Source organism: Mycetocola sp. BIGb0189 (assembly GCF_024810155.1).
Classification (GTDB): Bacteria; Actinomycetota; Actinomycetes; order Actinomycetales; family Microbacteriaceae; genus Mycetocola; species Mycetocola lacteus.
In genome coordinates this window covers 26,277-50,380 of the sequence record NZ_JANUED010000003.1, presented here as the reverse complement: position 1 = coordinate 50,380, position 24,104 = coordinate 26,277, and the positions used below count along the sequence as shown (strand labels likewise).

Annotated in this window: 24 protein-coding genes, 2 tRNA genes and 1 riboswitch; of the genes, 8 read left to right on the top strand and 18 right to left on the bottom strand. The window is 66.3% G+C overall.

The genetic code is table 11. The annotated features are described in order from the left end of the window. Positions 1-10 precede the first annotated feature (10 nt). Both M2390_RS04975 and M2390_RS04970 read right to left on the bottom strand, forming a co-directional pair. Positions 11-994, bottom strand: coding sequence for a macro domain-containing protein (locus M2390_RS04975; RefSeq protein ID WP_259177449.1), 984 nt, complete (start codon positions 992-994; stop codon positions 11-13). Between the two features lie 69 nt (positions 995-1,063). After that, positions 1,064-2,287 (bottom strand): MFS transporter, encoded by a 1,224-nt coding sequence (locus M2390_RS04970; protein ID WP_259177448.1) that lies wholly within the window; start codon positions 2,285-2,287, stop codon positions 1,064-1,066. Between the two features lie 92 nt (positions 2,288-2,379). Between M2390_RS04970 and M2390_RS04965 the strand changes: the two genes are divergently transcribed. After that, positions 2,380-3,042 (top strand): TetR/AcrR family transcriptional regulator C-terminal domain-containing protein, encoded by a 663-nt coding sequence (locus M2390_RS04965; protein ID WP_259177446.1) that lies wholly within the window; start codon positions 2,380-2,382, stop codon positions 3,040-3,042. Positions 3,043-3,098: 56 nt separating this feature from the next. On the opposite strand, the gene M2390_RS04960 is transcribed toward M2390_RS04965, so the two are convergent. Both M2390_RS04960 and M2390_RS04955 read right to left on the bottom strand, forming a co-directional pair. After that, positions 3,099-3,174, bottom strand: a tRNA-Arg gene (locus tag M2390_RS04960). 155 nt (positions 3,175-3,329) lie between these two features. Continuing rightward, a complete protein-coding gene (locus tag M2390_RS04955; RefSeq protein WP_030148782.1) occupies positions 3,330-3,545 on the bottom strand; it encodes an SCO4848 family membrane protein in 216 nt (71 codons plus the stop codon). A gap of 57 nt (positions 3,546-3,602) precedes the next feature. On the opposite strand from M2390_RS04955, the gene orn reads away from it, so the two are divergent. From orn to M2390_RS04935, 4 genes are all read left to right on the top strand, one after another. Beyond that, on the top strand, positions 3,603-4,223 hold the full coding sequence (gene orn, locus M2390_RS04950) for an oligoribonuclease (RefSeq protein ID WP_259177444.1): 621 nt from the start codon (positions 3,603-3,605) through the stop codon (positions 4,221-4,223). An 84-nt stretch (positions 4,224-4,307) separates the two neighbouring features. Continuing rightward, positions 4,308-4,383: transfer RNA gene (locus M2390_RS04945), tRNA-His, on the top strand. A 212-nt stretch (positions 4,384-4,595) separates the two neighbouring features. Beyond that, positions 4,596-4,943: a metallopeptidase family protein gene (locus M2390_RS04940; protein WP_259177778.1), complete on the top strand. Its 348-nt coding sequence runs from the start codon at positions 4,596-4,598 to the stop codon at positions 4,941-4,943. Between the two features lie 133 nt (positions 4,944-5,076). Then, entirely contained in the window at positions 5,077-6,309 is a 1,233-nt protein-coding gene (locus M2390_RS04935; RefSeq protein ID WP_259177443.1) for a hypothetical protein, read from the top strand. A gap of 26 nt (positions 6,310-6,335) precedes the next feature. On the opposite strand, the gene M2390_RS04930 is transcribed toward M2390_RS04935, so the two are convergent. The 10 genes from M2390_RS04930 to M2390_RS04885 all read right to left on the bottom strand — a co-directional run bounded on the left by M2390_RS04930 (position 6,336) and on the right by M2390_RS04885 (position 15,030). Next, positions 6,336-6,860 carry an ATP-binding protein gene (locus M2390_RS04930; RefSeq protein ID WP_259177441.1) on the bottom strand — a complete coding sequence of 175 codons (525 nt, stop codon included), beginning with the start codon at positions 6,858-6,860 and terminating at the stop codon, positions 6,336-6,338. 58 nt (positions 6,861-6,918) lie between these two features. Further along, positions 6,919-7,719, bottom strand: coding sequence for an energy-coupling factor transporter transmembrane protein EcfT (locus M2390_RS04925; RefSeq protein WP_259177439.1), 801 nt, complete (start codon positions 7,717-7,719; stop codon positions 6,919-6,921). Then, complete coding sequence (locus M2390_RS04920; protein WP_259177437.1) at positions 7,716-9,194, bottom strand: ABC transporter ATP-binding protein; 1,479 nt, start codon at positions 9,192-9,194, stop codon at positions 7,716-7,718. Before M2390_RS04920 ends, M2390_RS04925 begins: the two co-directional genes overlap by 4 nt. Position 9,195: 1 nt before the next feature. After that, positions 9,196-9,816, bottom strand: coding sequence for an ECF transporter S component (locus tag M2390_RS04915; protein WP_259177434.1), 621 nt, complete (start codon positions 9,814-9,816; stop codon positions 9,196-9,198). A gap of 38 nt (positions 9,817-9,854) precedes the next feature. Further along, positions 9,855-9,966, bottom strand: a riboswitch (TPP riboswitch). Between the two features lie 59 nt (positions 9,967-10,025). Continuing rightward, on the bottom strand, positions 10,026-10,370 hold the full coding sequence (locus M2390_RS04910) for a spore germination protein GerW family protein (RefSeq protein ID WP_259177433.1): 345 nt from the start codon (positions 10,368-10,370) through the stop codon (positions 10,026-10,028). Between the two features lie 113 nt (positions 10,371-10,483). After that, positions 10,484-11,491 carry a transporter substrate-binding domain-containing protein gene (locus tag M2390_RS04905; RefSeq protein ID WP_259177430.1) on the bottom strand — a complete coding sequence of 336 codons (1,008 nt, stop codon included), beginning with the start codon at positions 11,489-11,491 and terminating at the stop codon, positions 10,484-10,486. An 81-nt stretch (positions 11,492-11,572) separates the two neighbouring features. Further along, positions 11,573-12,334, bottom strand: coding sequence for an amino acid ABC transporter ATP-binding protein (locus M2390_RS04900; RefSeq protein WP_259177428.1), 762 nt, complete (start codon positions 12,332-12,334; stop codon positions 11,573-11,575). Continuing rightward, positions 12,331-13,305 carry an amino acid ABC transporter permease gene (locus M2390_RS04895; RefSeq protein ID WP_121688925.1) on the bottom strand — a complete coding sequence of 325 codons (975 nt, stop codon included), beginning with the start codon at positions 13,303-13,305 and terminating at the stop codon, positions 12,331-12,333. The genes M2390_RS04900 and M2390_RS04895 overlap by 4 nt, the downstream gene beginning before the upstream one ends. Beyond that, positions 13,302-13,919, bottom strand: coding sequence for a GNAT family N-acetyltransferase (locus M2390_RS04890; protein ID WP_259177427.1), 618 nt, complete (start codon positions 13,917-13,919; stop codon positions 13,302-13,304). Before M2390_RS04890 ends, M2390_RS04895 begins: the two co-directional genes overlap by 4 nt. Beyond that, a complete protein-coding gene (locus tag M2390_RS04885) occupies positions 13,906-15,030 on the bottom strand; it encodes an LLM class flavin-dependent oxidoreductase (RefSeq protein WP_259177426.1) in 1,125 nt (374 codons plus the stop codon). Before M2390_RS04885 ends, M2390_RS04890 begins: the two co-directional genes overlap by 14 nt. Before the next feature lie 178 nt (positions 15,031-15,208). Between M2390_RS04885 and M2390_RS04880 the strand changes: the two genes are divergently transcribed. After that, a complete protein-coding gene (locus tag M2390_RS04880; protein WP_259177425.1) occupies positions 15,209-17,485 on the top strand; it encodes an FAD/NAD(P)-binding domain-containing protein in 2,277 nt (758 codons plus the stop codon). Continuing rightward, the gene (locus M2390_RS04875; protein ID WP_259177424.1) at positions 17,482-18,645 is read left to right on the top strand and encodes an FAD-dependent oxidoreductase; all 1,164 of its coding nucleotides are present in this window, start codon (positions 17,482-17,484) and stop codon (positions 18,643-18,645) included. The genes M2390_RS04880 and M2390_RS04875 overlap by 4 nt, the downstream gene beginning before the upstream one ends. Here M2390_RS04875 and M2390_RS04870 read toward each other — a convergent pair. Together M2390_RS04870 and dinB are read right to left on the bottom strand one after the other, a co-directional pair. Beyond that, entirely contained in the window at positions 18,642-19,346 is a 705-nt protein-coding gene (locus tag M2390_RS04870) for a GNAT family N-acetyltransferase (RefSeq protein ID WP_259177423.1), read from the bottom strand. The genes M2390_RS04875 and M2390_RS04870 overlap by 4 nt on opposite strands. A gap of 223 nt (positions 19,347-19,569) precedes the next feature. Beyond that, a complete protein-coding gene (dinB, locus tag M2390_RS04865; protein WP_259177422.1) occupies positions 19,570-20,850 on the bottom strand; it encodes a DNA polymerase IV in 1,281 nt (426 codons plus the stop codon). A gap of 148 nt (positions 20,851-20,998) precedes the next feature. On the opposite strand from dinB, the gene M2390_RS04860 reads away from it, so the two are divergent. Continuing rightward, entirely contained in the window at positions 20,999-21,478 is a 480-nt protein-coding gene (locus tag M2390_RS04860) for a hypothetical protein (RefSeq protein ID WP_259177421.1), read from the top strand. Positions 21,479-21,799: 321 nt separating this feature from the next. On the opposite strand, the gene M2390_RS04855 is transcribed toward M2390_RS04860, so the two are convergent. After that, the gene (locus tag M2390_RS04855) at positions 21,800-22,480 is read right to left on the bottom strand and encodes a hypothetical protein (RefSeq protein WP_259177419.1); all 681 of its coding nucleotides are present in this window, start codon (positions 22,478-22,480) and stop codon (positions 21,800-21,802) included. Between the two features lie 119 nt (positions 22,481-22,599). Then, positions 22,600-24,102, bottom strand: a complete 1,503-nt coding sequence (gatB, locus tag M2390_RS04850; protein WP_030148761.1) for an Asp-tRNA(Asn)/Glu-tRNA(Gln) amidotransferase subunit GatB — start codon at positions 24,100-24,102, stop codon at positions 22,600-22,602. Positions 24,103-24,104 lie beyond the last annotated feature (2 nt).

The following is a 24,104-nucleotide window of genomic DNA, read 5'->3' as shown; positions in this document are numbered from 1 at the left end:
CTGCGGGTCCCTACGGGGAGGTCGAACCAAACGTGGCATCCGCCACGGGCGCGGGATCCGGCGGCAGCGGATAGCGCACTCCCGAACCCCAGCCAATCTCCCACCCCAGGGTGTCATCAAAGTAGTCGGCGTAGCCGATGGGCACGCTGATTTCACGCCGGCACAGGTTTTGCAGGCCCGCGAACCAGGCGGCATACTCGGCGTCATCCCGCAGCGGCCGAACGTGTGGGAGCGCCGCGATAATACGATCGGCGAGCGCGTCGGGATCCGCGAGTGGAGGCACCTGGGTGTCCAGAAAGTTGGGTCCCATCCCGTCGGTGTAGCGCAGGACATATCCATCGGGATTAGCCGGGATATACCCGCTCCCCGAGGAATCGTCCCAGATGGTCACGCGCCAATTTGAGCCCGAAGCGTTCATCCCGCAGGACACCCGCACCCGGTGATAGCCGCGGGCGTGAACCACTCGGACGGCATCGAGAATACTCAGCCCGGTGCGACGCGCAAGCACACCGTTGATGCCGTCGATGGTGTGCGAATCGGGGCTCACCAGGATCGCCTCCTGTACGCCGGTATCGAGGGCCAGGATGGTGTCGATGGCGTCGATCACCGCCCAGGTGAGCGGCCAGCCCGACGCTCCGGCCCCGATCACCGGCAGGCTCAGCGTTCGCACGCCGAGGCTATCGGCAACCGCAAAAATGCGGCGATATCCGGCGACCAGGTAGGCGCGGTCCTTCTGGGCCGTCGCAAACGGCGGCACGGTCACGTGAATCACCCAGCGGGCCGGCAGCTTCCCGGCGATGCTCCAGACCGCGTTTTCGCTCCCCATCCCCTCGGGGAATCGTTCACGCACGTTTGCCCGGAACGATGGGCCACCCGCACGATGAATGGCCGCATCCACCCCGCCGGCACCAACCATGGCCGGCGAGGTGGGATTGACGATTGCGTCGGCGTGGACGGCCGTGATGTCCCCGAGTTGCGCGCGAATCTTGATCACCGTTTACCCCCGTGCGTTGTGTGTCCCCTCCACGCTACCCGGAACCGCGCAGTTGCCGAGTATCCGACCCTAGACCGTGGCGCGGAATCGTGGATGGGTGAGCACAAACACCAGCACGGCGCTGCACACCAGAGCGCTGACAATCAGCGGGAGCGGCGGCCACCACGTATAGAACAGGGTCGCCAGGGTGGGGGTCAGGACAAAGGTGAGGGCGTTGTTGGCGGCGATCAGTCCGGCGATGCCGCCCTGTTCCTCGGCTCTCATCAGCAGCGAGGGGCCCGCCGTATAGCCGGGCATGGCCAGCCCGAGGCCCAGGCCGATCAGGAACAGCGCGATCACCAGCGGCGGAATGCCGGCGTTGGGGATCAGGACCAGGAATCCGGCGAGCGAGACGGCCGCGCCCACGCGCAGCAGCGTGCCGGGCCGCCATCCCAACCGGGGCACCAGGACCGCCTGGGCGATCACCATTCCCGCCCCGGCCGCCAGCAGCGCCGCACCGGTAATGCCGGCCGCGGCCCCCGCGTTCAGGGCAAAGCGGTCCTGGACGATGAAGCCGGTGATGATCTGCACAAACCCCAGCCCGGTGAACAGCCCGAATCCGGCCAGCAGGAACGGCCAGGCGCGCGGATCCCAGGGGCTTACCTTCGGCGGGTTTTCGATCAGCTCGTGGCGCTGTTCGCGGCGCAGGAACAGCATCACCGCGATCAGCCCGATCCCGATCATCACCGGCACACACAGCAGCGGGACCATCAGCCCGAAGCCTGCCAGCGCGCCGCCCACCACCGCGCCGCCGATCATCGCCAGGCCCTGGACGGCGCCAACCCCGGCCATGCCGCGCACCCGGGATTCGGTGGTGGTGGTCACATCGGCGATATAGGCCTGAGCGGTGGGCGGAACCGCGGCGATGGCCAGCCCAAACAGCAGCCCGCGGGTGATCAGGAGCAGGATAAACAGTGCGGTGCCGCGCAGGGTCCCCTGCATCCCCAGCTGGGCGAGGAGGGCGAAGAGAGCCATCGCGCCCACCGCGGTGCCCATGGCCGCAACAAGGACGGGTTTGCGGCCACGGGAGAGCGAGGCGCGCCCCCAGAACTGGCTGCTGAGGACCACGCAGACCGCGGCCAGGCTGATCATCACACCCACCTGCCATTCGGCCAGCCCCACCTCGCGCGAGAGCGGGGCGATGATCGGGTTGAGGGTCATCTGGCCGAGGTAGACCAGGAAAACTGCGCTCAGAACCAGCGGGATCTGAGGCTTGGTTGCGGTGGACGGGGTGTCCGAAACCTGGGGCTGCATGGGTGCCTTTCCATTGTGTGTTCTGCTGGGTACGCTAGGTCCGCGGCACACAGTTTCGCAACGGCGTTCTCGTTATTAACCGATTGGACAGCATGCCCGACACTTCTCCCCCACGCAGGCCCGGTCGTCCGGTCGAGTTCAACCGCAACCGGGTCCTCGACACCGCCGGATTGATGCTGATGAACGGCGGAATCGAGGGCCTGACGATGCGCCGGCTGGCGAGTGGATCGGGCACCACACTGGCGGCGATATACCGCCATCTGGGTGATAAAGAGGGTGTGCTGAGCGCGGTGCTCGATCGCTTTTCCGAGGACATTCCGCGCACTCCGACCCACGGCACCCCGCAGGATCGGATGCTGGCGATCGGACTCGGGATGTACGCGGTTCTGGTGACCCGCCCCTGGATCGTCGATATCCTCCGTCGCGGCGGCAGCACCGGCACCGGCGCGCTGTGGTTCGCCGAGGAGTTCATCGCCGCCGCCGAGGAACTGGGTGCAACCCCGGTGGACGCCCTCAATACCTATCGCGCGCTCTGGAACTACGTCCTCGGAGCCCTCCTCACCCGGGTGGAACCCGAACGCACCCTGGAGGCGGACACCCCGCTCGCGCAGAAGATCCTCGCCGCCGCCGAGCGCGACAACCTCCCCCGCGTGCGCGCCTACGTGGGCGGCCCGATGGGCACCTCCGAACGCCTGTTCCGCCGCGGCCTGCTCGCGGTGGTCGCGGGACTGGCGGCGCAGTGCCGGGCGGCCTAAACACAAAAACGGCACCGCGCGCACCGAAATACGGTGAGCGCGGGGCCGTTGTGAGGTGGTGCCCCCGACAGGAATCGAACCTGCGACCAAGAGATTAGAAGGCTCCTGCTCTATCCTCTGAGCTACGGAGGCGGACGAAACAAGTGTAGCGCGAACGTCGGGTGCGGTGATTCAGGCGCGGGAATGCGCCGCCCGCGGCGGACCCGCCGGGCGCGTCGGATTCCGGGTGCGATGCGACAGGGCAGCGGTCAGAAACCACGAGCCACATCGGCCCCGCACGCAGATCGCTAGAGGAAGAAGCCCAGCACACCCGCGACCGCGGAGGCCGCGGCGATCACCAGGGCGATTGCGATCAGGATCGCGTGCACCCGCAGGAACGCGGTGGCCTTGCCCTCGGCGTCGCGAGCGCGGGGATCGTTTTTCACGCGGGTCCAGAAGCGCGGCCAGACAATCACGTTGTAGGCGGCGTTGATCAGAAGCAGGATGCACAGAAGCGGGGTCACCCGCTCATTCTAGGCGAGAATCCGCCATCTGTCGGCGGGGCGGGCTAACATGAGGGCATGGCAAATCTGGCGGACCGACTGGTCTGGATCGACTGTGAAATGACCGGACTCGACCTGGCGGTCGACGAACTCGTAGAGATCGCGGTGGTGATTACCGACTTCGACCTCAAACCGGTCGCACCCGGAATCGACCTCGTGATCAAGCCCAGCGCCCGGGCGTTGGAGCAGATGGGCGAGTTTGTCACCAACATGCACACCACCTCGGGGCTCATCACCGAGCTCGACGGCGGACTCTCGCTCGAGGAGGCCGAGCATCAGGTCTTGGAATACGTGCGCACGTATGTACCCGAGGCCAAGAAGGCCCCGCTGGCCGGAAACTCGATCGGCACGGACCGTTCATTCCTTGCCAAGTACATGCCCGAGCTCGATGGCCACCTGCACTATCGCAACATCGACGTGTCCTCGATCAAGGAGCTTGCCCACCGCTGGTACCCGCGGGTGTACTTCCGCTCCCCCGAGAAGGACGGCGGCCACCGCGCACTCGCCGACATCCTCGAGTCGATTCGCGAACTGGCGTACTACCGTGCGGCCGCTTTCGTGGCCGAGCCCGGACCCACCTCCGAGGAGGCCAAGGCCATCGCCGAGGACGTGGTGTCAAAATACGCTCCGGAGATGTAATAGACTAATCATGTTGCACCGCACGACACGAAAACTTCGATTCGCAGCCAGCGAAAAGAAGCGCTAGTATCGAGTAGTGACATGGTGGGTATAGCTCAGCTGGTAGAGCGCCTGATTGTGGTTCAGGAGGTCGCGGGTTCAAGCCCCGTTACTCACCCCAAGTAAATATGAAAAGAGGAGCATATATATGCTCCTCTTTTTGTTTTAACCGGAGAAAACGGACATCGAACGACACGCCCGAGGCGATGAAAACCCGTTCTCGCGGCATCAAATTTTGGCTCCCCCTCCCCCGAAACGACACGCCGACACCGGGCCAGCGCCACGCCCGAGATCCTCACATCGGCCGAGATTCTCGATAGGATTTTTCTCGTGATGGAAATGGATCCGGATACCTTCGACACGCTCGTCAACGACGTCTTTGAGGCGCTGCCCGAGGAGGTCACCGAGGGGCTGGAGAACGTGGCCATCGCAATCGAAGATCTCCCCGAGGACGGCAGCCTCGACCTGCTCGGCCTCTACCACGGCGTGGACCTCACCGAACGTGGGCAGTACGGCTTTGGCGAGATGCCCGATCTGATCAGTCTCTACCGTCTGCCGCTCCTGAACTACTGCGAGGACGAGGAAGACCTGCGCGAACAGGTCCGCATCACCCTGGTGCACGAGATTGGGCACTACTACGGCATCGACGACGAGGAACTGCACCGTCTGGGCTGGGGATAGTCCCCCGTTGCCGTCAAATCGCCGCATTTTCGGCCGCGCCGCCCACCCGGGCCGAACGCCTCGATTACGCTGACTACATCGCGGTACGCACACCCCGGACGCGGCAGAGACCCCGATCGACGAAGGGAACGTCATGGCCAAACGTGGCATCAGTATCACCCTGGGCACGCTGGTGCTGATCGGTGTGGTCGGGTACGGCCCCGCGGTGCTGCTGGGCCCCCTTCCCGAACCCGATGTCACGGTCGCCGCGGCTCCCGCTTCGGCCACCCCCGTGCATCCTCCGGTACTGCCCGAAACCGGTGCCACCGCGGTTGCCCAGCAGACCACGGTTCTCGCCCATGCCGGCGATGCCTCGGCCCTGCCCATTTCCGGTGCCGCGCGCCTGGTGACCGCCCTGGTGGTTGCCCAGCGGTATCCCCTCACCGAGGGTCCGGGGCAGAACATCACCATCAGCGAGGACAACTACAACGACTTTGTGGCGCGTGCGGGGGCCGGGGCCTCCACGGTGTCCTTCTATCCGGGGGATGTCTGGACCCAGCATTCGATGCTGCAGGCCATGCTCCTGGGCGGCAGCACCAACCACGCCGACGCCCTAGCCACCTGGGCCTACGGCTCGCGGGAGGGCTTTCTGGAGGCCGTCAAAGCCTGGGCGTCCAAGGAGGGCCTGACCAGCCTGGTCATCACCGATGCCGGCGGCGTCGACCTCGGCAACGTGGCCTCGGCTTCGGACCTGGCTCGGATTTCCGCGCTGGCGGCCGCGGATCCGGGGATTACCGCCGCGCTCACCGAGGTGCCCGATCCGCTGGCCCTTCAGCGCGGCATGTCGGTACCATCCGCCTATCTGCCCGATGCACACATCCAGGTCCTCTATCGCGGATACACCGACCGGACCGGCATCATCCTGCTGTTTGCACGCACCATGAAAACCGATGCCGGGGACTTCACCTTCGGGTCGGCCTCGCTGCGATCGGCCACCTGGAAAACCCTGGAAACGGAAACGCTCGCCCTGCTGGCCAGCGCCGATGCCGGGGTCACCGCCGCACCGGACCTGGCCACGGGCACGCCCCTGCTGAGTGTCTCCACCGCGTGGGAGCAAAAGGCCCGCGGGCTCTCGGGTGAAACCCCGGCCCGGCCGCACTGGGCCCAGACGGCGCCCAAACTCGATGTTTCGCCCGGAAAGATTCCGGTACCCGTGGCCGCCGGGACACCGGTGGGAACGGCGACCGTGCACTCAAGCGACCCGGACATTGCCGAGCAGAAGATCCCGGTGCTGCTGGATACCGAACTCACCGAACCGGACGTGCTGTGGCGACTGAGCCACCCGCTGCCGATGATCCAGGCGCTCTGGACGAAGTACGTGAAGTAGCGGGGACGCCCCGGAGGCCAGGACCGTTAGCCGCGTGAGGCCGGCGGCACCACGCGATCCGGCTCGGCGCTCAGCAGCAGATCGGCTCGGGCGCGCGGATTCCAGCGCGCCACATAGGTGTCAAAATCCGCCTGCCAGGCATCCCAGTGGGGAACGTATCCCTCCCCGTCACGGGCGAGGGCGCGTGCCTTGCGGAAGGTGTCCTCGGCGTCGATCCAGATTCCCAGGTCGGCCAGGTCCCCGGCGGGCCCCAACGTGCCGCAGCCCTCGATGACCAGCGGATTCCCGGGCTCGACCAGGGTCGCCGCGGTCACCACACCGCGTTCCCAGTCGTAGCCGTGCCAGAACCCGGGTTCGCCGCGGCGCAGCGGCGCCACCAGGTCTCGGGCCAGGGCCTCGGCGGCGGGCTCCAGGCCGTCCCAGCCGGGATACATCCAGTCCATTCGGATCAGGGTGGGTGTCCCCTCGGCCGGCCAGTGCGTGATCAGCTCATCGGCGAAGGTGGACTTCCCCGCACCGCTGGGCCCGTCAATCAGCAGAATCGGGTTCACACACCCGCCCAGGAGCGTGCGAACCCGATCGATCGCCTGCGGGGAGGCGGCCGCCGCCCTATCCAAAGAGGAAGTTCCAGTGGCCGGTCGCCACGCTTGTCCACACCACGATCACGCTGACCACAATACCAATCGCAAACAGCGCGAGGTCGGTGCGACCGAGGCGGGACTCCCGCGCCCAGGTGCGGGTGGTGGTGCCACCAAACCCGCGGGCCTCCATCGCCGTGGCCAGCTTGGTGCCGCGACGGATCGAGAGCACCAGCATCGCCAACGCCATGCCGGCAAAGCGACGGATCTTGCCCCGGTCGGCCACGCCGCGGGCGCGGCGGGCGAGTTCCAGCGCACGCCAGTCATCCAGGAACAGACCGATCATCCGAATCCCGGCCAGCGCCCCCAGCACAAAGCGGGCGGGAAGCTTGAGGATCTGCGCGAGCCCGTCGGCCAGATCGGTGGGGTCCACGGTCACAAACAGCACCACCGCGGGCAGCGCGATGGCCAGCACCCGCAGCACGGTGGCGATCGCGATCGTGATCGAGCCGTCGCTGATCTGCGCCAGTCCAAACTCCCAGTACACGGTCCCATCGGGCCGGCCGTAAAGCAGCATCGTGATGCCGGTCAGCGGCGCGGCGATCCACACCGGGAGCGTGCGCAGCCAAAACTGCCGCGGCGTCAGCCCGGCAAAGGGCAGCAGAATCGCCAGCGCGGCCAGCGCCGTGGCCGCCGAGACCCAGTCCAGGGTCAACAGCAGCACGATGGTCAGCGGAACCGGAACGATCAGCCGGGTCACCGCATTGGTCCGGTGGATCACCGCGGTACTGCGCGCGGTGAGTGCGGGGGCGGTTCCGGCGAGCGCGCTCATGCGGCCACCTCCGCGGATCCCGCCGTCAGGGTGAGGGTGCGATCGGCCAGGGCCGCCACAAACTCGGCATCGTGGCTGACGGTGATAATCGCCGAGCCCTCGGCGCGCAGCGCGCCGATCAGCTCGACCAGCCGCGCCCACGTTCCGGCATCCTGCCCAAAGGTGGGCTCATCCAGCACCAGAATGCTCGGCCGAGACACCAGAGCGGTCGCCACGGACAACCGGCGCTTCTCGCCTCCGGACAGGGTGAAGGGATGCGCGCGATCCAGTGCGCTCAGGCCCAGCCGGTCCAGAACGTCGGTGACACGCGCGTCCACCTCGGCCGGATCGAGCCCCAGAGCGCGCGGCCCGACCTCGAGCTCCCGTCGCACGGTGGTGGCCAAAAACTGGTGTTCGGGATCCTGAAACACGGTCCCGATGCGTTCGAGGAGCTGTGTGGACTTCCAGGCGATGGGTGAATCGCCGAGCCCGCGGTTCAGCTCCGCGGTGGCCCGCAGCTCACCGCCTTCGGGGCGCAGCAGACCCGCGAGGGTCAGCGCGAGGGTGGATTTACCGGCACCGTTCTCCCCGGTGATGGCCAGCACCTCCCCCGCACGCACGGTGGTGGTCACCGGGGATCCCACCGGAATCCCGCGCACCCGGGCGGTGACCAGGTTCCGGGCGTCCAGGAGATCGACCCCCGCGGGCTGCGCGGCGGGCAGTGACACACGGGGCGGATGGCCGGGAACCCAGACGCCCTCGCGCGCGAGTTCGGCACCGCGCTCGGAGAGCACCACATCCGGGTGTCCATCGGCGATCACCGCGCCCCCGGCGCCCAACACCACCACGCGATCTACCAGCGGCAGCCAGGTATCCACCCGGTGCTCGATCACCACGAAGGTGGCACCGGTCTGGTCAAGGACACGGCCCACGGCATCGCGCACCTCGGCGACGCCCACCGGATCCAGGTTTGCGGTGGGCTCATCCAACAGCAGCAGCCCCGGACGCATCGCAATCACCCCGGCGAGAGCCAGGCGCTGTTTCTGCCCGCCCGAGAGTGCCTGGGTTGAGCGATCGAGTGGGACATCCAGCCCCACCGCGTCGAGGGCCTCGCGCACGCGCACCCAGATTTCCTCGCGGGGAACCCCGAGGTTTTCGCAGCCAAAGGCCACATCGTCGCCCACCCGGGCGAGGATCATCTGCGAGTCGGGATCCTGCAGCAGCAGGCCGCTGCGGCCACGCTGATGCGCGGGGTCCTGCCCATCCACGGTCAGGCTGCCCTGCGTATCACCCTCATCGTCTCCGCCGAGGACACCCGCGAGCGCCTGCAGCAGGGTCGATTTTCCCGCACCCGAGGGGCCCAGGATCAGCACCCGCTCCCCCGGCGCAATATCCAGGGTCACGTTCTCCAACGCCCACGCGAGTCGGGAGGCGTGCCGCCAGCCCCAGTTCTGGATGCTGACGGCCGCCGGTACCACCGAAGTTGCCGAGGTCACGCTAAACCCGAACCCCCAGGCTGCGCCCCACCGCAAATCGGTTGAGCGCCCCGGTGGCCGCGAGGCCCTTGACCGCAAACCACACCAGCAGTCCCGCGATCAGCGCACCACCAATGATCTGAGCGCCCACATAGACGGTGATGAAACCCCAGCTGGCGCCCGGGCTCCAGAAGATGATCGAGTTGACCGCCCCGAAGATTCCCGCGGTGGCCCCGGCCAGCAGCGTAACCGGCAGGTTCCACACCCGGTAGGCGAAGAGCAGGAAGATGATTTCGGCACCGAGACCCTGAACCAGGCCCGCCTCAATCGTGGAGAAACCACCCCACTGGTTTCCCACCAGCGCCGAGACCAGTGCGGCGACGGTTTCCACATAGATGGCCGCGCCGGGCTTACGAATGACCAGCGCACCCAGCACACCACCGATGTACCAGACGGGTTCCAGGAGACCCTGGAATCCAGGCAGGACGGCCTCAAACGGGGCCTTGATCCCGCTCCAGCCGAGGTTGAACGCCACAAAAATCAGGGCGACGGCAACACCCAGGACGCTGGCCACAACGATGTCGACAACCCGCCAGCGGAAATTCAGACGCGGCGGAACCACTGCATTTTCTTTAATAGACACTGTGAACGTGCCCCTTTCTAATGAGAAATGGAGGCACGGGTTAGAGAAACTTATCCTCCCTGCGCTGGCATGATCCAGATCAGGTTTGACGGTCGAAGGTACGTACCTTCCTCTCAGCCCGGTGGATCCCGGACTCCCGTGTTACCCCGAGTATAGCGCGCGCCCGGCCCCACGCGGGGACCGGGCGTCACACGATACTTCGGGACAGGCTACTTCTTGAGCACCTTGATCAGCCGGGTGAGGATGCGACCAGCCACCCAGACCAGCGGGACCGAGACCACGATGGTCGCGAGCAGGTTGGGTTCAAAGCGCCAGCCGTTGCCGCTGCGCACGTACACACCCACGGGAACGGAGAGGCCGCCTCCGCCGCCCCCGCTGCCGGCCGGTTCCCCCTCGGTGCCCTCGGCGAATTCACCCTCCCCGGCGCCAAAACCAAAGCCGGTGAGCGCAACCGGGATCAGGGTTGCCCCCTCGACGGTGACCGGGTCACCATAGGAGGTTTGCACGCCCAGCTTCTGAAAACGGTCTGCGAGGTCCAACGCGATTTTCGTCATGCCCCCACGCTAGCGTGCTCGGCCGGATACGGATACCCCGATGCCGGTCTGTGTGGGTTCATGACACACGAAACCCCCACACCTGCACGGTATGGGGGTTCCGAATCCGGATGCTAGTTGTTGTCCAGCGGGAGTCCCGGCGGGTTCACCAGGGACTTCTTCACGGCCTCGTTTTTCAGGCCCCAGGCATCCAGCCACTGGCCGTACTGGCCGTTCTCGATCAGGTAGTTGATCGCGTCGGCGATGGGCTGAGCCAGTCCCGAGTCCTTCTTCACGGTGGCGGCGATCAGGCCCTCCAGGGTCTCCCCGGCCCCCGAGAAGATCCCGGCCGTACGGGTGGGGTTGGCGCTGCCCTCGGTGAGCTTATTGCCGTAGGCGATGCCCGGGTTCGGGCCGAAGTAGGCGTCGATCTTGCACGAGTTCAGCGCCAGGGTGGTGGCGTTGTTATCGGGGAAATAGGTGACCGTGAGGGTCTTGCCCTCGGCCTCCAGCTTGGTCTTCCACTCCAGCAGAATCTTCTCCTGGTTGGTGCCGGATCCCACGGCCACATTCAGGCCGTTGAGGTTTTCGAAGTTGTTATCAAACTCCCACTTATTGGAGGCCTTGACCTGGAAGGCGAGGTTGTCCCCGCGGTAGGAGGCGAAGTCGTACTTCTCCTTACGCTTTTCGGTGTCGGTGATGTTGGAGAATCCCACGTCGGTGGCACCGGTGTCGATGCCCACAAACAGGTTGTCCCAGGTGGCGTTTTTCACCTCGGGCTTGAGTCCGAAGACGCCGGCCACCAGGCGGCCCAGGTCGGGTTCGGCACCGGTCAGGGTTTCGTTATCATCGCCGGTGAATGCCAGCGGCGGGAAGCCCGAGGGCAGTGCGCCGATCCCGATGGTGAGCTTGCCCGAGTCGAGTACCTTCTTGGGCAGGGTCTTCCGGATCTCCTCTACGGCCGAAACCTTGATCTTGGTCTCGGTGCCGGCACCGTTGGAGAACGCGGCAACGGTCACGGTTCCGGTGTTGGCGGGGGCGGCTTCGGTGCTGCTGGAGCAGGCGGCAAGCCCGGCAAGCAGGGCGGCCGCGGCGGCGAGCGCGCCGAGGGTCTGGAGCCGCTTGGAGGTGATGATGGTCATGATGGTTCCTCTGTGATGGGTTCGGGTTAGGGGGTGTTTCGGGGCTGGGGTCGCGCTGTCCGGCGGTGCCGGTCGGGGCGGCTAGGCAAGAACCTTGCTCAGGAAGTCCTGGGTTCTGGAGTGTGCGGGGGCGGTCAGTACCTGCTCCGGGGAGCCCTCCTCGACGATGGCCCCCTCGTCCATGAAGACCACCCGGTCGGCCACCTCGCGGGCAAACCCGATCTCGTGGGTCACCACGATCAGGGTCTTGCCGCTGCCGGCCAGGGTGCGAATGACCGCAAGCACCTCGCCCACCAGCTCGGGATCCAGCGCCGAGGTAGGTTCGTCAAACAGGATCACGTCGGGATCCAGGGCCAGCGCGCGGGCGATGGCCACCCGCTGTTGCTGCCCGCCGGAGAGCTGACGGGGGTAGTTCGCCTCCTTATCGGAGAGGCCCACCCGGGCCAGCAGCGCACGGGCGGTCTTGCGGGCCTCGGCGGGTTTGATCCCCTGCGAGATCGGTGCCTCACTCACGTTTTCCAGGATGGTCAGGTGGGGAAACAGGTTGAAGTTTTGGAAAACAAAGCCGATCTTGGCGCGCTGACGCAGGATCTCGCGGGGACGCAGCTCCTTGAGCCGCTCCCCCTTGACCCGCACGCCGATCAACTCTCCGTTGAGGGACACAAATCCCTCGTCGAGCTTTTCCAGGTGGTTGATCGCCCGCAGCAGGGTGGACTTACCGGATCCGGATGGGCCGAGGATCACGGTCACGGTGCCGGCGTCGACACTGAAGTCCACACCCCGCAGCACCGTCTTATCCCCGTAGGACTTGGTGGCGTTGTGCACGGCAATGGCCTGGGTCATGCCACACCCGCCGTCGCTCGGCGCGAACCAAAGGCCCGGCGCACCCGCTGCAGCGGCGTGGGCGGGAGAACCCGCACCGTTCCGCGAGCGTAGAAGCGCTCGATGTAGTACTGCACCACGGCGATCACGCTGGTCAGGATCAGATACCAGATCGTGGCCACCACGAGCAGTGGAATGACGTCGGTGGGATAGGTGCTGCCGAGGTTCTGGGCGATCCCAAACAGGTCCAGCAGCGAGACGTAGTACAGCAGCGAGCTGGCCTTGATCAGCCCGATGATCTGGTTGACGTAGGCGGGCACGATCGAACGCAGCGCCTGCGGCAGCACGATCCGGGTGAACTGGCGACGCTTGGGGATACCCAGCGCGTCGGCGGCCTCATGCTGCCCCTGGTCCACGGCGAGCAGTCCCGAGCGCACCACCTCGGCGCTGTAGGCGATTTCGGACAGGCTGAGTCCGATCACACCAAGCGCCAGCGGGGTCAGGGTCGCGACCGTGTTGACGGTGAACTGGGGTCCGAAGGGAATGCCCACGCCGATCTCGGGATAGAGATTACCGAGGTTGAAGAGGAAGACGAGCACCAGCAGCAGCGGCACCGAGCGGAACAGCCAGATGTAGAACGAACTCAGGGTGCTGAGCACCGGGTTACCCGAGAGCCGGGCGACGGCCACCACGATGCCGCCGAAGAAACTCACCACGGCACTGATCGCGGTGGCCACGATGGTGAGCTGGAGACCCTTCAGGATGGGTGGGCTAAAAAACCACTTCCCCACCTTTTCCCATTCCCAGGACGGGTTGGTGAACAGGGTCTGGGTGAAGTTCAGCAGCAGAACCAGGACCAGCGCGGTGATCACCCAGCGCAGTGGATGCCGCAGCGGGAGCACTCGACGTTCGGCCAGACGGTGGGCATCGATTCCCGCGGGGGCGGGATCGGAGGGGGGTGAGTCGGTGGGCCGCTGGGCGAGTGCGGTCATGAGGAGGCTCCATTCGAGGAGGGTGAGGGGGTGGGGGAAGCGTGCTCGGCCTCATGCCGGGCGCGAATGTCCGCGATGTCTAACGGTTCGCTGGTCAGCGACTTGGCGAACCCGTGAATGCCGATGCGCTCGGGTGGCAGATCCTCGTCAAAGAGCGGGGTCCAGCCGGCCGAGCGATAGAGGCGCACCGCCTCGGGCTGGCGCGGTCCGGTGGTCAGGTAGGAGCGGGTGAATCCGCGGCGACGCGATTCGTCCTCGAGTTCGAGCACCACCCGACGGGCGAGGCCCCGCCGTCGATGCTCGGCGGCGGTCCAGATTCGTTTGAGTTCGGTGGTGTGCTCATCCAGGGTCTTGAAGGCGCCCCCGGCAACCGCGACACCGTTCCGTAGGAGCAGAACAAACGCGCCCCGCGGTGCACTGAATTCGGCGGCCGGGTACCGGTTGATCTCGACCGAGGCCGGTTCCTCGAACACGTCGCCGTAGCGGGCGTCGTATTCCCGCTCCAGGTCGGTCAGCAGTGGGAGCACCCGCGGGTCGTCGGGGCTCACATAGACAAAAATCTCATCGCCTGCGGAGGCGGCATCCGGGGTCGGGTTGTGATCAAGCAGCGTCACGGGATCTCTCCTGCGCACCCTGTGCGGCGGCGTCCCGGCGTGCCACCTCATCCCGGACCAGCGGGATCACATACCGACCGAAGTCGATGGTGTCATCCACGTAGTCATAGCCGCGGGCCGAGATGATGTCAACGCCGAGGTCCACATAGTCCAGCAGCGCCGCCGCCACGGTCTCGGGGGTTCCCACCAGCGCATTGGAGTTACCGCGGCCACCGGTGGCGGCGGCCACCTTGGTCCACAGCGCGCGGTCGAAGCGGTCTCCCTGGTCGGCGATCGAGAGCAGCCGCTGGGACCCGGCATTCTCGGGATTGCGCAGGTCGCCCACAAACGAGGACGGGAGCGCGCTGGTGCGGCGCTCAATCTGCCCGAGAATGCGCTCGGCCTTCTCCCAGGCGATCTCCTCGGTGGCCCCAAGGATCGGCCGAAATGCGACCTGGATCCGCGGGCGCTCGGTGCGTCCGGCCGCGAGCGACAGATCGGTAATGGTCCTAATCTGCTCGGCGGTGTTCGCCAGTGGCTCGCCCCACAGCGCGTAGATGTCGCTCTGCGCGGCACCGATCTCATACGCGGCCGCGGAGGATCCACCAAACGAAATCTTCGGTCCCCCGGGCTGAGCGGCCCAGATGTCGCTGACAAAGTTTTCGATTCGGTAGTGAGCGCCGTCGAAGCTGAAGGGTTCGTGGCTGGTCCACGCCTGCTTGAGGATGCTGATGTACTCGCCGGTACGGGCGTAGCGCTCATCCTTGGAGAGGAAGTCCCCCTCGGCCGCCTGGTCGGCGGTGGAACCACCGGTGATGATGTGCAGGTTCAGGCGTCCGTCGCTGATCTGATCCAGGGTTGCCACCACCTTGGCCGCATAGGTCGGGGCCGAGACGTTGGGGCGGTGGGCCAGCAGCAGCTTCAGGTGGTCCAGTTTGGAGGCCACATACGCGGCGATGGTTGCGGGGTCCGGGGAACCCGAGTGGTAGGCGAAGAGGATGCGGTCCCAGCCGTTATCCTCGTGGGCACGGGCCAGACGCAGCGTATATTCCTTATCGAAGCTGGAACCGCTGCGTGCACGGGTCTCGCTTCCATCGTTGAGAGCGGCGATGCCGAGAAATTCGATGGGCACGGAGTTTCCTTTCCAAATCGGTCGAGTCGGTGCGTCGAGAGGGCCTGGCGCTATCCGGTGGCGAGACGCTAACACCGTGGCAACGGGCCCGACAATGGTGGTGATTCACAGTTCGTCATGAGTGTGCACTCGGTGTCACACAACGCTCATCGGGGGTTTTAGTGCTTAGCCTGCAGGCATGTCAGTCCCCACTTTTTCCTCCCAGCCCGCGCCCGCGCCGTCCCTCGTTGTGCTCGGCGCGGGACCGCGTGCGGTGGGTGTGCTTGAGCGTCTCGCCGCGAATGCTGCCGAGCTCTGGCCCGCCGGTACGCCCCTCATCGTGCACCTGGTGGATCCGCATCCGGCGGGTCCCGGCCGAATCTGGCGTTATGACCAGTCGCCGCTCCTCAAGCTCAACTCGATGGCCGCGGATGTGACGATGTTCACCGATGAGACCTCGGTCATCGAGGGTCCGATCCGGCCCGGTCCCTCGCTGGTGGAGTGGGCCGAGCGGGTCCGCACGGGCGCGATTGTGCTCCCGGGCGAGGAGGGAGACATGGATAATGCGCTCCGGGAGGAACTGAGCGGCCTCGGGCCGGCATCCTTCCCCACCCGGCGCGTCCAGAGTCTGTATCTGCGCTGGTTCTATACCGAGGCGGTGCGCGTCCTCGGCCCCGGCGTGCGGGTCATCGAGCATCGAGCCCTCGCCCTGTCGGTGCGCGAAACTGCGGACGGATCGCGACGGGTGCACCTGGATAACGGTGAGGTCCTCGACGCCGACCTGGTGCTCTATTCCCTGGGGCACACCGGGGTAAAACCGGAACCGGAGCATGCCCGGCTGCACGGCTTCGCAACCACACACGGCCTGTTTTATCTGCCACCGGCCTTCACCGCGGATGCCGATACCCGGGCGCTCCGGCCCGGCGAAAACGTCCTGGTTCGTGGATTCGGGCTCGCCGCCGTAGACCTGATCGTGCTCCTCACCGAGGGGCGTGGCGGCCGATTTGAGCGTCCGCTTCCCGGCGGCCCGCTGCGCTATGTGCCCTCGGGACGGGAACCCCGGATTTTGGTCGGATCCCGGCGCGGCGTTCCCTACCACTCGAAGATCGGCTCGGCGCTCGCCGGGGAGGCCCCGTCTCCGAGATTTTTCACCGCCGAAGTGGCGGCCCGGCTGGAGGCCGAGCGAGACTCGCTGGATTTTGCCGATGATGTCTGGCCGCTGATCGCCAAGGAGATGCTCTGGGGCTACTATCGGGAACTCTTCACCGGCCACCCCGAGCGGGTGAACGCCACGTGGGGAACGTTTTCCCGGGCCTTCGAGCCGATCGATCCGCGGGCGGTGCTGATCGCCACCGCGGCGGGCGAACCTGTCACCGTGGGTCCGGGCACGACGCCCGCGGACTCAGCGCCCTCCGTGACCGCGCGCTCGGACACAACCTCCACCACGCGGCCAGACGCGTCCGTGTCCGCAGGATCCCAGGGGTATCCACTCCCCCGAATTCGCGACGATCGGGATCGGGCCGCGGTGGAGGCCGACGCCCGGGCCCTCTCCGCGCTGATCGAGGCTTCGGTCCCCGACCCCCTGGATCGCCTGTTCCTGCCCGAACTTGATCGTCCGCTCGCCGGTACCCAGTTCGACCGGGTTGAGGATCTGCAGCGGGCGGTGCGCTCCTATATCGAAGACGACCTGCGCCTGCGCACCCGCCCCGAACACAGCGCGACCCTGGGACTGTTCCTCTCGATCCTCGGCTCGATGTTCACCTTTGCCGAACTGGTGGCCTCCCCCAAGTGGACGGCTCGCTCCCGCGTCGCGGATATCAACGGCTGGTGGCAGGGCTACTTCAGTTTCATTGCCAGCGGCCCTCCGGCACACCGTCTAGAGGAGCTGCTGGCCCTGTCGGCCGCGGGCATTGTGGACTTCCTCGGCGGGGACATTCGAGTCGATATCAACGAAAAAACCGGCGAGTTCCGCGCCCGCGGGGCGAACCACGACCGCACCGTGTCTGCCCGTGCGCTGGTGGATGCCCGCCTGCCCGACGCAAACATCGCCCGCAGCGATAGTGCGCTGCTGCGCAGCCTGATCGACACGGGCGACGGGGTTGAGGAGATCGCCCGGGATCCGCATACGTCGGGGCGAACCGAACTCACCGCCCCCACCGGGAAGCTCACGGTCCGACCCGAGGACCGCCGAGTGGTGCACATCGGGGGCGACCCCGCCCCACGCAGTTTCGCAATCGGCCCGTATACCAATTCCCCGTTTGTCGGGGCATTTTCCCGGCCCCGGACCAACGCCGTCTCCTTCCGTGAAAACGATCGGGTTGCGCGAGCCCTGCTGATCCGCCTGGCCGAGATCACCGAGCACCGGGTAGCATCGGACACAGCCGTTCCCACGCCAAGCGATGTCTCGAATTCTCGGGCCTCCGCACCCGACGTCAGGGACCGGACGGCTCAGGAATTTCTTGCGGAGGCTCGATGACCAATTCTGTGGACACCCTCGTAATCGGCGGCGGTGCCATGGGCTCGGCCGCGGCCCGGGAACTTGCCCGCCGCGGGATCGATGTGGCCCTGTTTGAGCGCTTCACCCCGGGGCACACCCGGGGAGCCTCGCACGGAGCCTCGCGCAACTTCAACCTCTCGTATGCCGAGCCGGTGTACCTGCGCATGCTCGCCGCCGCGCTTCCGGCCTGGCGTGAGCTTGAGGCCGACACCGGGACCGCGCTGCTGGACCAAGTGGGCATCGTGAATCACGGCGCAAACCCGGCCTTTGACGCGGTGGCGCGGCTGCTGCCCGAGTTCGGTTTCACGGCCGAGTTCCTCGACCCGGCCGTCGCCGGAAGGCGCTGGCCGGGAATCCGGTTCGATACCCGGGTGCTGGCCACCCCGCAGGCCGGCCGACTCAACGCCGATGCCGCGGTCACCGCACTCCAGGAATCGGCGCGGGCGCACGGGGCGCACATCCGCCACGGCGCACGGGTGACGCGGGTACAGGTCCTCGGGGAGAATCGAGTCCGGATCACGGTGGTGCCCCAGAACGCGGACGGATCCGCCCGGGGTGATGCCGAATTCTGGGAGGCTCGGCGGGCCGTGGTGACCCTGGGGGCGTGGACCACCGCGCTCCTGGGACCGGACATCGCCCTGCCCCGGCTCACCGTCACGCAGGAACAGCCCGCTCACTTTGCCGAACGCGAACCGGGACTGATCTGGCCCGGGTTCAACCACACGCCGGACCCGCGGGATCCACGCTACGGGTACTGGCGGTCGCCGATTTATGGCATGCAGACCCTGGGTGAGGGGATCAAGGCGGGATGGCACGGCGTGGGCCCGGTCACCGATCCCGATGCCCGCACCTTCCGCAGCGAACCGACCCAGCTGCGTGACCTCCGGCGTTATGTCAGCGACTGGCTGCCCGGGGCCGACCCCGACTCCTTCGGCGAGATCAGCTGCACCTACACCACCACCGAGGATTCACACTTTGTGCTCGACCGGGTGGGCCCAATCGTGGTGGGTGCGGGCTTCTCCGGGCACGGGTTCAAATTCACCCCGGTGGTGGGAACATACCTGGCCGATCTGGTGCAGGGCCGCGGCGCACCCAGGCTGTTTTCGCTCCGGGCGGCACGCGGCCCCGTCCTCGTCTAGGCCGCGTCGGTGTGCGCCTGGGCTGCGGCGGTCACGTCGGCTGAGTTTGGCACGTCGGCTGCCTCCGCAGACCCGGCCCCGCCTGCCGGGTCGGCTGCCTCCGCCTGCAGCTCGGGGAGGAACTCGGCGCGCTCGGCGTCGTAGCGAGCCTGGATCTCACGAGCGTCCAGGTCCTCGCTGGTCAGGGACTTCGCAAACCCATAGATGCCGATCTGTTCGGCCGTGCCCCGCGGATCAAACAGCGGCGTCCACCCGGTGCCGAGATACAGGCGAACGGCCTCGGGCTGACGTGGCCCGGTGGTCAGGTAGGCGCGGGTGAAGCCGCGACGCCGGGACTCGTCTTCCAGCTCGGCCAGCACGCGCTTGGCGAGACCCTGTCGGCGCTGCTGGGAAGACACCCAGATGCGTTTGAACTCGGTGGTGTGCTGATCGAAGCGTTTGAATGCGCCGCCGGCCACCGCGACGCCGTCGCGCATCAGCAGGGCGAAGGCCCCGATCGGAGGCAGGAAGTTCTCGGCCGGATAGCGGTACAGTTCGGCGGAGGCGGGCTCCCCGAAGAGGTCGCCGTACCGGTGGTCGTATTCGGCGGCAAGCTCGCGAATCAGCGGTTCTACACGCGGGTCCTCGGGGGATACATACACAAACTCCTCGTGCGCAGTGGCGGCGTGTGTGTCGGTGGGGGTCTGATCGGTGTCTGTCACGGCGATTCTCCAGGGTGACGTGGGCGCGCGGGCTTGCGGAAAAGCGGGCGGTGCGGGGATGGGGAGCGCTCACGGGAGAGGTTATTCTCACGGAACACTCGAACGTAACACGAGCAGTGTAGTCCTGATTCCCGACCGCACTCCTCGGCCTGTCGGAACCAGACGCACGGCCTCAATGATCGTACGGCTCGATGTGATCTCGGACGATGCCGTGTGCCCAGGCTTAGTGATCGTAGGGCTCGATGTGATCTCGGACGATGCCGTGTGGTGGGACCGAGGGCGCCGGTGCCGCCCGATCCAGCAGCGCGGCGGACATGATCGCTCCGGCCCCGAAGCGTGCACGCAGCGTATCGATCGCGGATTCGGCCTCGCGCCAGTCCTCATCGGGGTCCCAGAGTGCGGCGCGCGGATCGGTTCCGGTCTGCAGCTGTTCCCCGCGGACGCCGATCAGCCGAACCGGATGCCCGGCAATCTCCAGCGCGTCCACCAGGTCGGCGGCCTCCTCAAAGATTCGCCGGGCCACGTGGGTGGGCTCGGCGAGGGTGCGCGAGCGAGACAGCGTGGTGAAATCGTCAAAGCGCACCTTGATCGCGACCGTCTTGGCCGACATATCCGCGGCCCGCAGCCGCGCGGCAACCCGGTCACTCAGGCCTAGCAGTTCGCGGCGAACTGCCCGCGGGTCGGAGATCGAGTGCTCGAAGGTCACCTCGTGTCCGATGCTCTTTTCGGCGGCAACCGCCGGCTCCACCCGGCGGGCATCCTGGCCGCGGGCGAGCAGTTGCAGCTTGAGCGCGGTGGCCGGACCGACCGCACGCACCAGGAGTCGTTCGGGAGCATCGGCCACGTCGGCCACCGTGCGCAGCGCGATTCGTTCGAGTGACTCGGCGGTTTTCGCGCCCACGCCCCAGAGCGCGCGGATTGGCAGCGGACGCAAAAACGCGCCGGTTTCGGCCTTGGGGATGACCAGCAGGCCGTCGGGTTTGCCCTTACCGGAGGCGATCTTGGCCACAAACTTGGTGGCGGCGATGCCCACGGTGCAGGCCAGGCCGGTCTGTTCACGCACCCGGCGACGGATCTCGTGCCCGATCTGGCTGGGGCTGCCCAGCAGTCGGCGAGCGCCGGACACGTCGAGGAATGCCTCGTCGATACCCAGCACCTCCACCATCGGAGTCATCTCACGGAAGATATTCATCACGATGCCCGAGTAGTGCCGGTAGGCGGCGAAGTCTGGCTCGATCACCAGCAGCGAGGGACACAGCTGGAGTGCGCGGGCCATCGGCATCGCCGCGTTGACGCCGTAGCGCCGTGCCGCATAGTTCGCGGTGGACACCACGCTGCGTCCCGAACGGTGGCCGATGGCCACCGGCAGATGAGCGTCTTCGGGGCGATCCAGCAGCGACACCGACGCAAAAAACGAGTCCATGTCCACGTGCAGGATCGGGGTCTCACTGTCGTCGGCGTTTGCCGCCGACACCAGTCTCTCGCGCCCGTCCTGCTTACTCACTCCCCCATTGTCCCACCGACCCCCGACATCGGCGCAGGTTAACGTGATGAGGGTTCGCTCAGGCTCCACCATTGGATAACGAGTTTTAGCTTGAATACGTGCGGCAAGGATGACAGAGTGAAACACTTACGACAAATGGGGGATAGAGATGGACCAGAACAATTTCGTCGAAGGGACACAGCTGCCCCGTGCCGTACCCGAGGCGGAAACCGGATCTGATCAGTCCACGCCGGCGCCGGAGGTAACCCGCCCGCGCTCGCGTCGACTCGGGGCCCTTCTCCATTCGCTTGTGGCAATTCCGGTGGGAGCCGTCACGATCTACGGGGTCACGATGATGCTGCTCTTTGGAACATTTGGTGGACTTACCTGGCTGGTTTGGTCAATCCCCCTGCTCCCCGTTTTGGTGTTCTGGGGTCTTGACGCCATGATGAATCGGCCAAAGCACAGCCTCTGGCGGGGGCTATTCACGGGGATTTTAGTGGTCATCGTGTTTTTCACTCTTGTCCCCCTCCTGTCGGCTGCATTTGAATTCAATGTCATGACCGTCCTCGCGCTCGGAGCGGTGACAGGTGCTTTAGGGGTACTTCTTTCACGCCTGGGCGATTTTTTTCGCCGGTCCTCGTCGTGATGGCATCGTTTGGTGGCATCTGGGGTCTCATTTTTTTTGCCCCGGCCGTCCCAGCCCTCGCATTCTGGTGTCTCGATGCGCTCATGAACACGGCTCCGCGACACTTTGCCCGCGGAGTGGTTGCGGGTCTGGTGTTCATTGCCCTCTTAGTTCCCACAAGCATTGCACTCATCGCAGCCTGTGATGCTGGCACGGAAACGATAGTCCTGCTGGGTGCCACTTGCGGATTTATTGGCGTTCTCTGTTCTCGTCGCGGGGACCTCACCCTTCGCAAACGACAGTATTTGTAATGAATGGCCCCGACATCGGCGAGGGCAGAGTCTATGCCGGATTCGCTTCCCGGTGTCCGGCACCGAGCGCGTCACGGATACTCTGCGCCGTAAATGCCTGCTTGGGGTACCGCCGCTCGGTTTCATCGGTCAGGGCGAGAATCGAATCAACCTGGGTGGGCGTGCGGGAATCGGGGCACAGCAGGATCGCGAGTTCTAACTGTCCCAGCAGGGCAGAGCGTCGCGGCACGATTTCAAGGTAGGCCTCCCACCCGCGCGGATCGCCGGTCAGTGCCAGCAGATAGGCGGCCTCGCACCGCGTGGGCAGATCCGCGTTGTCAACAAACGTCTCGCCCGTGGAGTGCAGCCACTCCTCCCACCACGAACCGTAATCCTCGCTGCGGAGGTCTCCCCACATGGGGTGCACGATATAGCGTTCGTAGGCGTTTCGCACGGTGTTGAGGAGGATCGCACGGGTTCGGTCATCGGCGGCGCGCAGGGCCGGATCCACGATGTCTCGGAAATCCGCGGAACGGAAGTGGTTTCTCACGGGGAGAAGCATCCAGCTAAGCTCGGCACGGGCCAGCCGGTTCAGCGCTCGTGCCGACTGCAGGCGGGTCTCGGCGCTGGTTGACCCCAGATCCTCGGTGATCCGTGCCATCTCGGCCTCCAGCGCCGCGGCGTTTCGGGCGTATTTATCGGATTGCAATAGCGAGATGATGTGCGGCTCCATGCTCGCTAGGGTAGCCGGAATCGCCCGTGCATCGCTGCACCCTGGCTTCACTTTGCGAGCAAAAACGGCGGCCCGCCCTCCCCGAAGGGAGTGCGGGCCGCCGTGGAGCGGGGCGTGAACTATGCCTGCGCGGCGCGCTCCAGCAGGAGTTCGCGCACGCGGGCGGCGTCGGCCTGGCCCTTCATGGCCTTCATGACGGCACCGATCACGGCACCGGCGGCCTGGACCTTGCCCTCGCGGAGCTTTTCCAGGATGTCGGGCTGCGCGGCGAGCGCCTCGTCGATGGCGGCGATCAGCGCGCCGTCGTCGCTCACCACGGCGAGGCCGCGGGCATCCACAACCTCCTGCGGCGAACCCTCACCGGCGATAACACCCTCGATAACCTGGCGGGCCAGCTTATCGGTCAGGGTGCCGGCCTCGACCAGCTTGGCGGTCGCGGCGACGTTCTCCGGGGAGATCAGCGACGCGGCGTCCACACCCTGGGTGTTGGCGATACGCGAGATCTCGCCGGTCCACCACTTGCGGGCAGCCTGAGCGGTAGCCCCGGCGGCGACGGTAGCGCTGATCTCGGCCAGCAGACCACCGTTCACGACGTCCTGGAACTCCAGGTCGGTGAAGCCCCACTCGCCCTTGAGGCGACGGTTGCGGGCGGCGGGGGCCTCGGGCAGCTCGGAACGCAGCTGCTCGATCAGCTCGCGACCAGGAACGACGGGCAGCAGGTCGGGCTCGGGGAAGTAGCGGTAGTCATCCGCGTCCGACTTCGGACGGCCGGCGCTCGTGGTACCGGTGTCCTCGTGCCAGTGACGGGTCTCCTGGGTGATGGTGCCACCGGCCTCGAGGATCGCAGCCTGACGCTGGATCTCGTAGCGCACCGCGCGCTCAACCGAGCGCAGCGAGTTGACGTTCTTGGTCTCGGTGCGGGTACCCAGCTTCTCCTGGCCGCGGGGGCGCAGCGAGACGTTGGCGTCACAGCGCAGGTTACCGCGCTCCATCCGGGCCTCGGAGATGCCCAGCGAGATCGCGATCTCACGAACCACGGCCACGTAGGCCTTGGCCAGCTCGGGGGCGTTGTGCTCGGCGCCAAAGATGGGCCGGGTCACGATCTCCACCAGCGGCACACCGGCACGGTTGTAGTCCACCAGCGAGGCCGAGGCACCCTGGATGCGACCGGCCGAACCACCCACGTGGGTGAGCTTTCCGGCGTCCTCCTCCATGTGCGCACGCTCGATCGGCACGTGGTAGATGGTGCCATCGGCCAGCTCAACCTCGACCGAACCGTCATATGCGATCGGCTGGTCGGACTGGGTGATCTGGTAGTTCTTGGTCATGTCCGGGTAGAAGTAGTTCTTCCGGGCAAAGCTTGAGGTCTCGGCGATCTCGCAACCGAGGGCGAGGCCCAGGCTGATCGAGTAGCGCACGGCCTGCTCGTTGACCACCGGCAGGGTGCCCGGCAGGCCGAGGTCCACCGGGGTGATGTTGGTGTTGGGCTCGGAACCGAACTCGTTCGGTGCCGACGAGAACATCTTCGTCTTGGTACCGAGCTCGATGTGAACCTCGAACCCGAGGACGGGCTCAAACAGTTCCAGTGCGCGCTCGAAGGAGAGGATCTTGTCCTTGGCCATGT

Bases quoted from the DNA above. Each gene is read 5' to 3' on its own strand.
- M2390_RS04970 (WP_259177448.1), bottom strand. From the start codon at position 2,287: ATGCAGCCCCAGGTTTCGGACACCCCGTCCACCGCAACCAAGCCTCAG.
- M2390_RS04965 (WP_259177446.1), top strand. From the start codon at position 2,380: ATGCCCGACACTTCTCCCCCACGCAGGCCCGGTCGTCCGGTCGAGTTC.
- orn (WP_259177444.1), top strand. From the start codon at position 3,603: ATGGCAAATCTGGCGGACCGACTGGTCTGGATCGACTGTGAAATGACC.
- M2390_RS04940 (WP_259177778.1), top strand. From the start codon at position 4,596: ATGGAAATGGATCCGGATACCTTCGACACGCTCGTCAACGACGTCTTT.
- M2390_RS04935 (WP_259177443.1), top strand. From the start codon at position 5,077: ATGGCCAAACGTGGCATCAGTATCACCCTGGGCACGCTGGTGCTGATC.
- M2390_RS04925 (WP_259177439.1), bottom strand. From the start codon at position 7,719: ATGAGCGCGCTCGCCGGAACCGCCCCCGCACTCACCGCGCGCAGTACC.
- M2390_RS04910 (WP_259177433.1), bottom strand. From the start codon at position 10,370: ATGACGAAAATCGCGTTGGACCTCGCAGACCGTTTTCAGAAGCTGGGC.
- M2390_RS04905 (WP_259177430.1), bottom strand. From the start codon at position 11,491: ATGACCATCATCACCTCCAAGCGGCTCCAGACCCTCGGCGCGCTCGCC.
- M2390_RS04900 (WP_259177428.1), bottom strand. From the start codon at position 12,334: ATGACCCAGGCCATTGCCGTGCACAACGCCACCAAGTCCTACGGGGAT.
- M2390_RS04895 (WP_121688925.1), bottom strand. From the start codon at position 13,305: ATGACCGCACTCGCCCAGCGGCCCACCGACTCACCCCCCTCCGATCCC.
- M2390_RS04880 (WP_259177425.1), top strand. From the start codon at position 15,209: ATGTCAGTCCCCACTTTTTCCTCCCAGCCCGCGCCCGCGCCGTCCCTC.
- M2390_RS04875 (WP_259177424.1), top strand. From the start codon at position 17,482: ATGACCAATTCTGTGGACACCCTCGTAATCGGCGGCGGTGCCATGGGC.
- M2390_RS04860 (WP_259177421.1), top strand. From the start codon at position 20,999: ATGGACCAGAACAATTTCGTCGAAGGGACACAGCTGCCCCGTGCCGTA.
- M2390_RS04855 (WP_259177419.1), bottom strand. From the start codon at position 22,480: ATGGAGCCGCACATCATCTCGCTATTGCAATCCGATAAATACGCCCGA.
- gatB (WP_030148761.1), bottom strand. From the start codon at position 24,102: ATGGCCAAGGACAAGATCCTCTCCTTCGAGCGCGCACTGGAACTGTTT.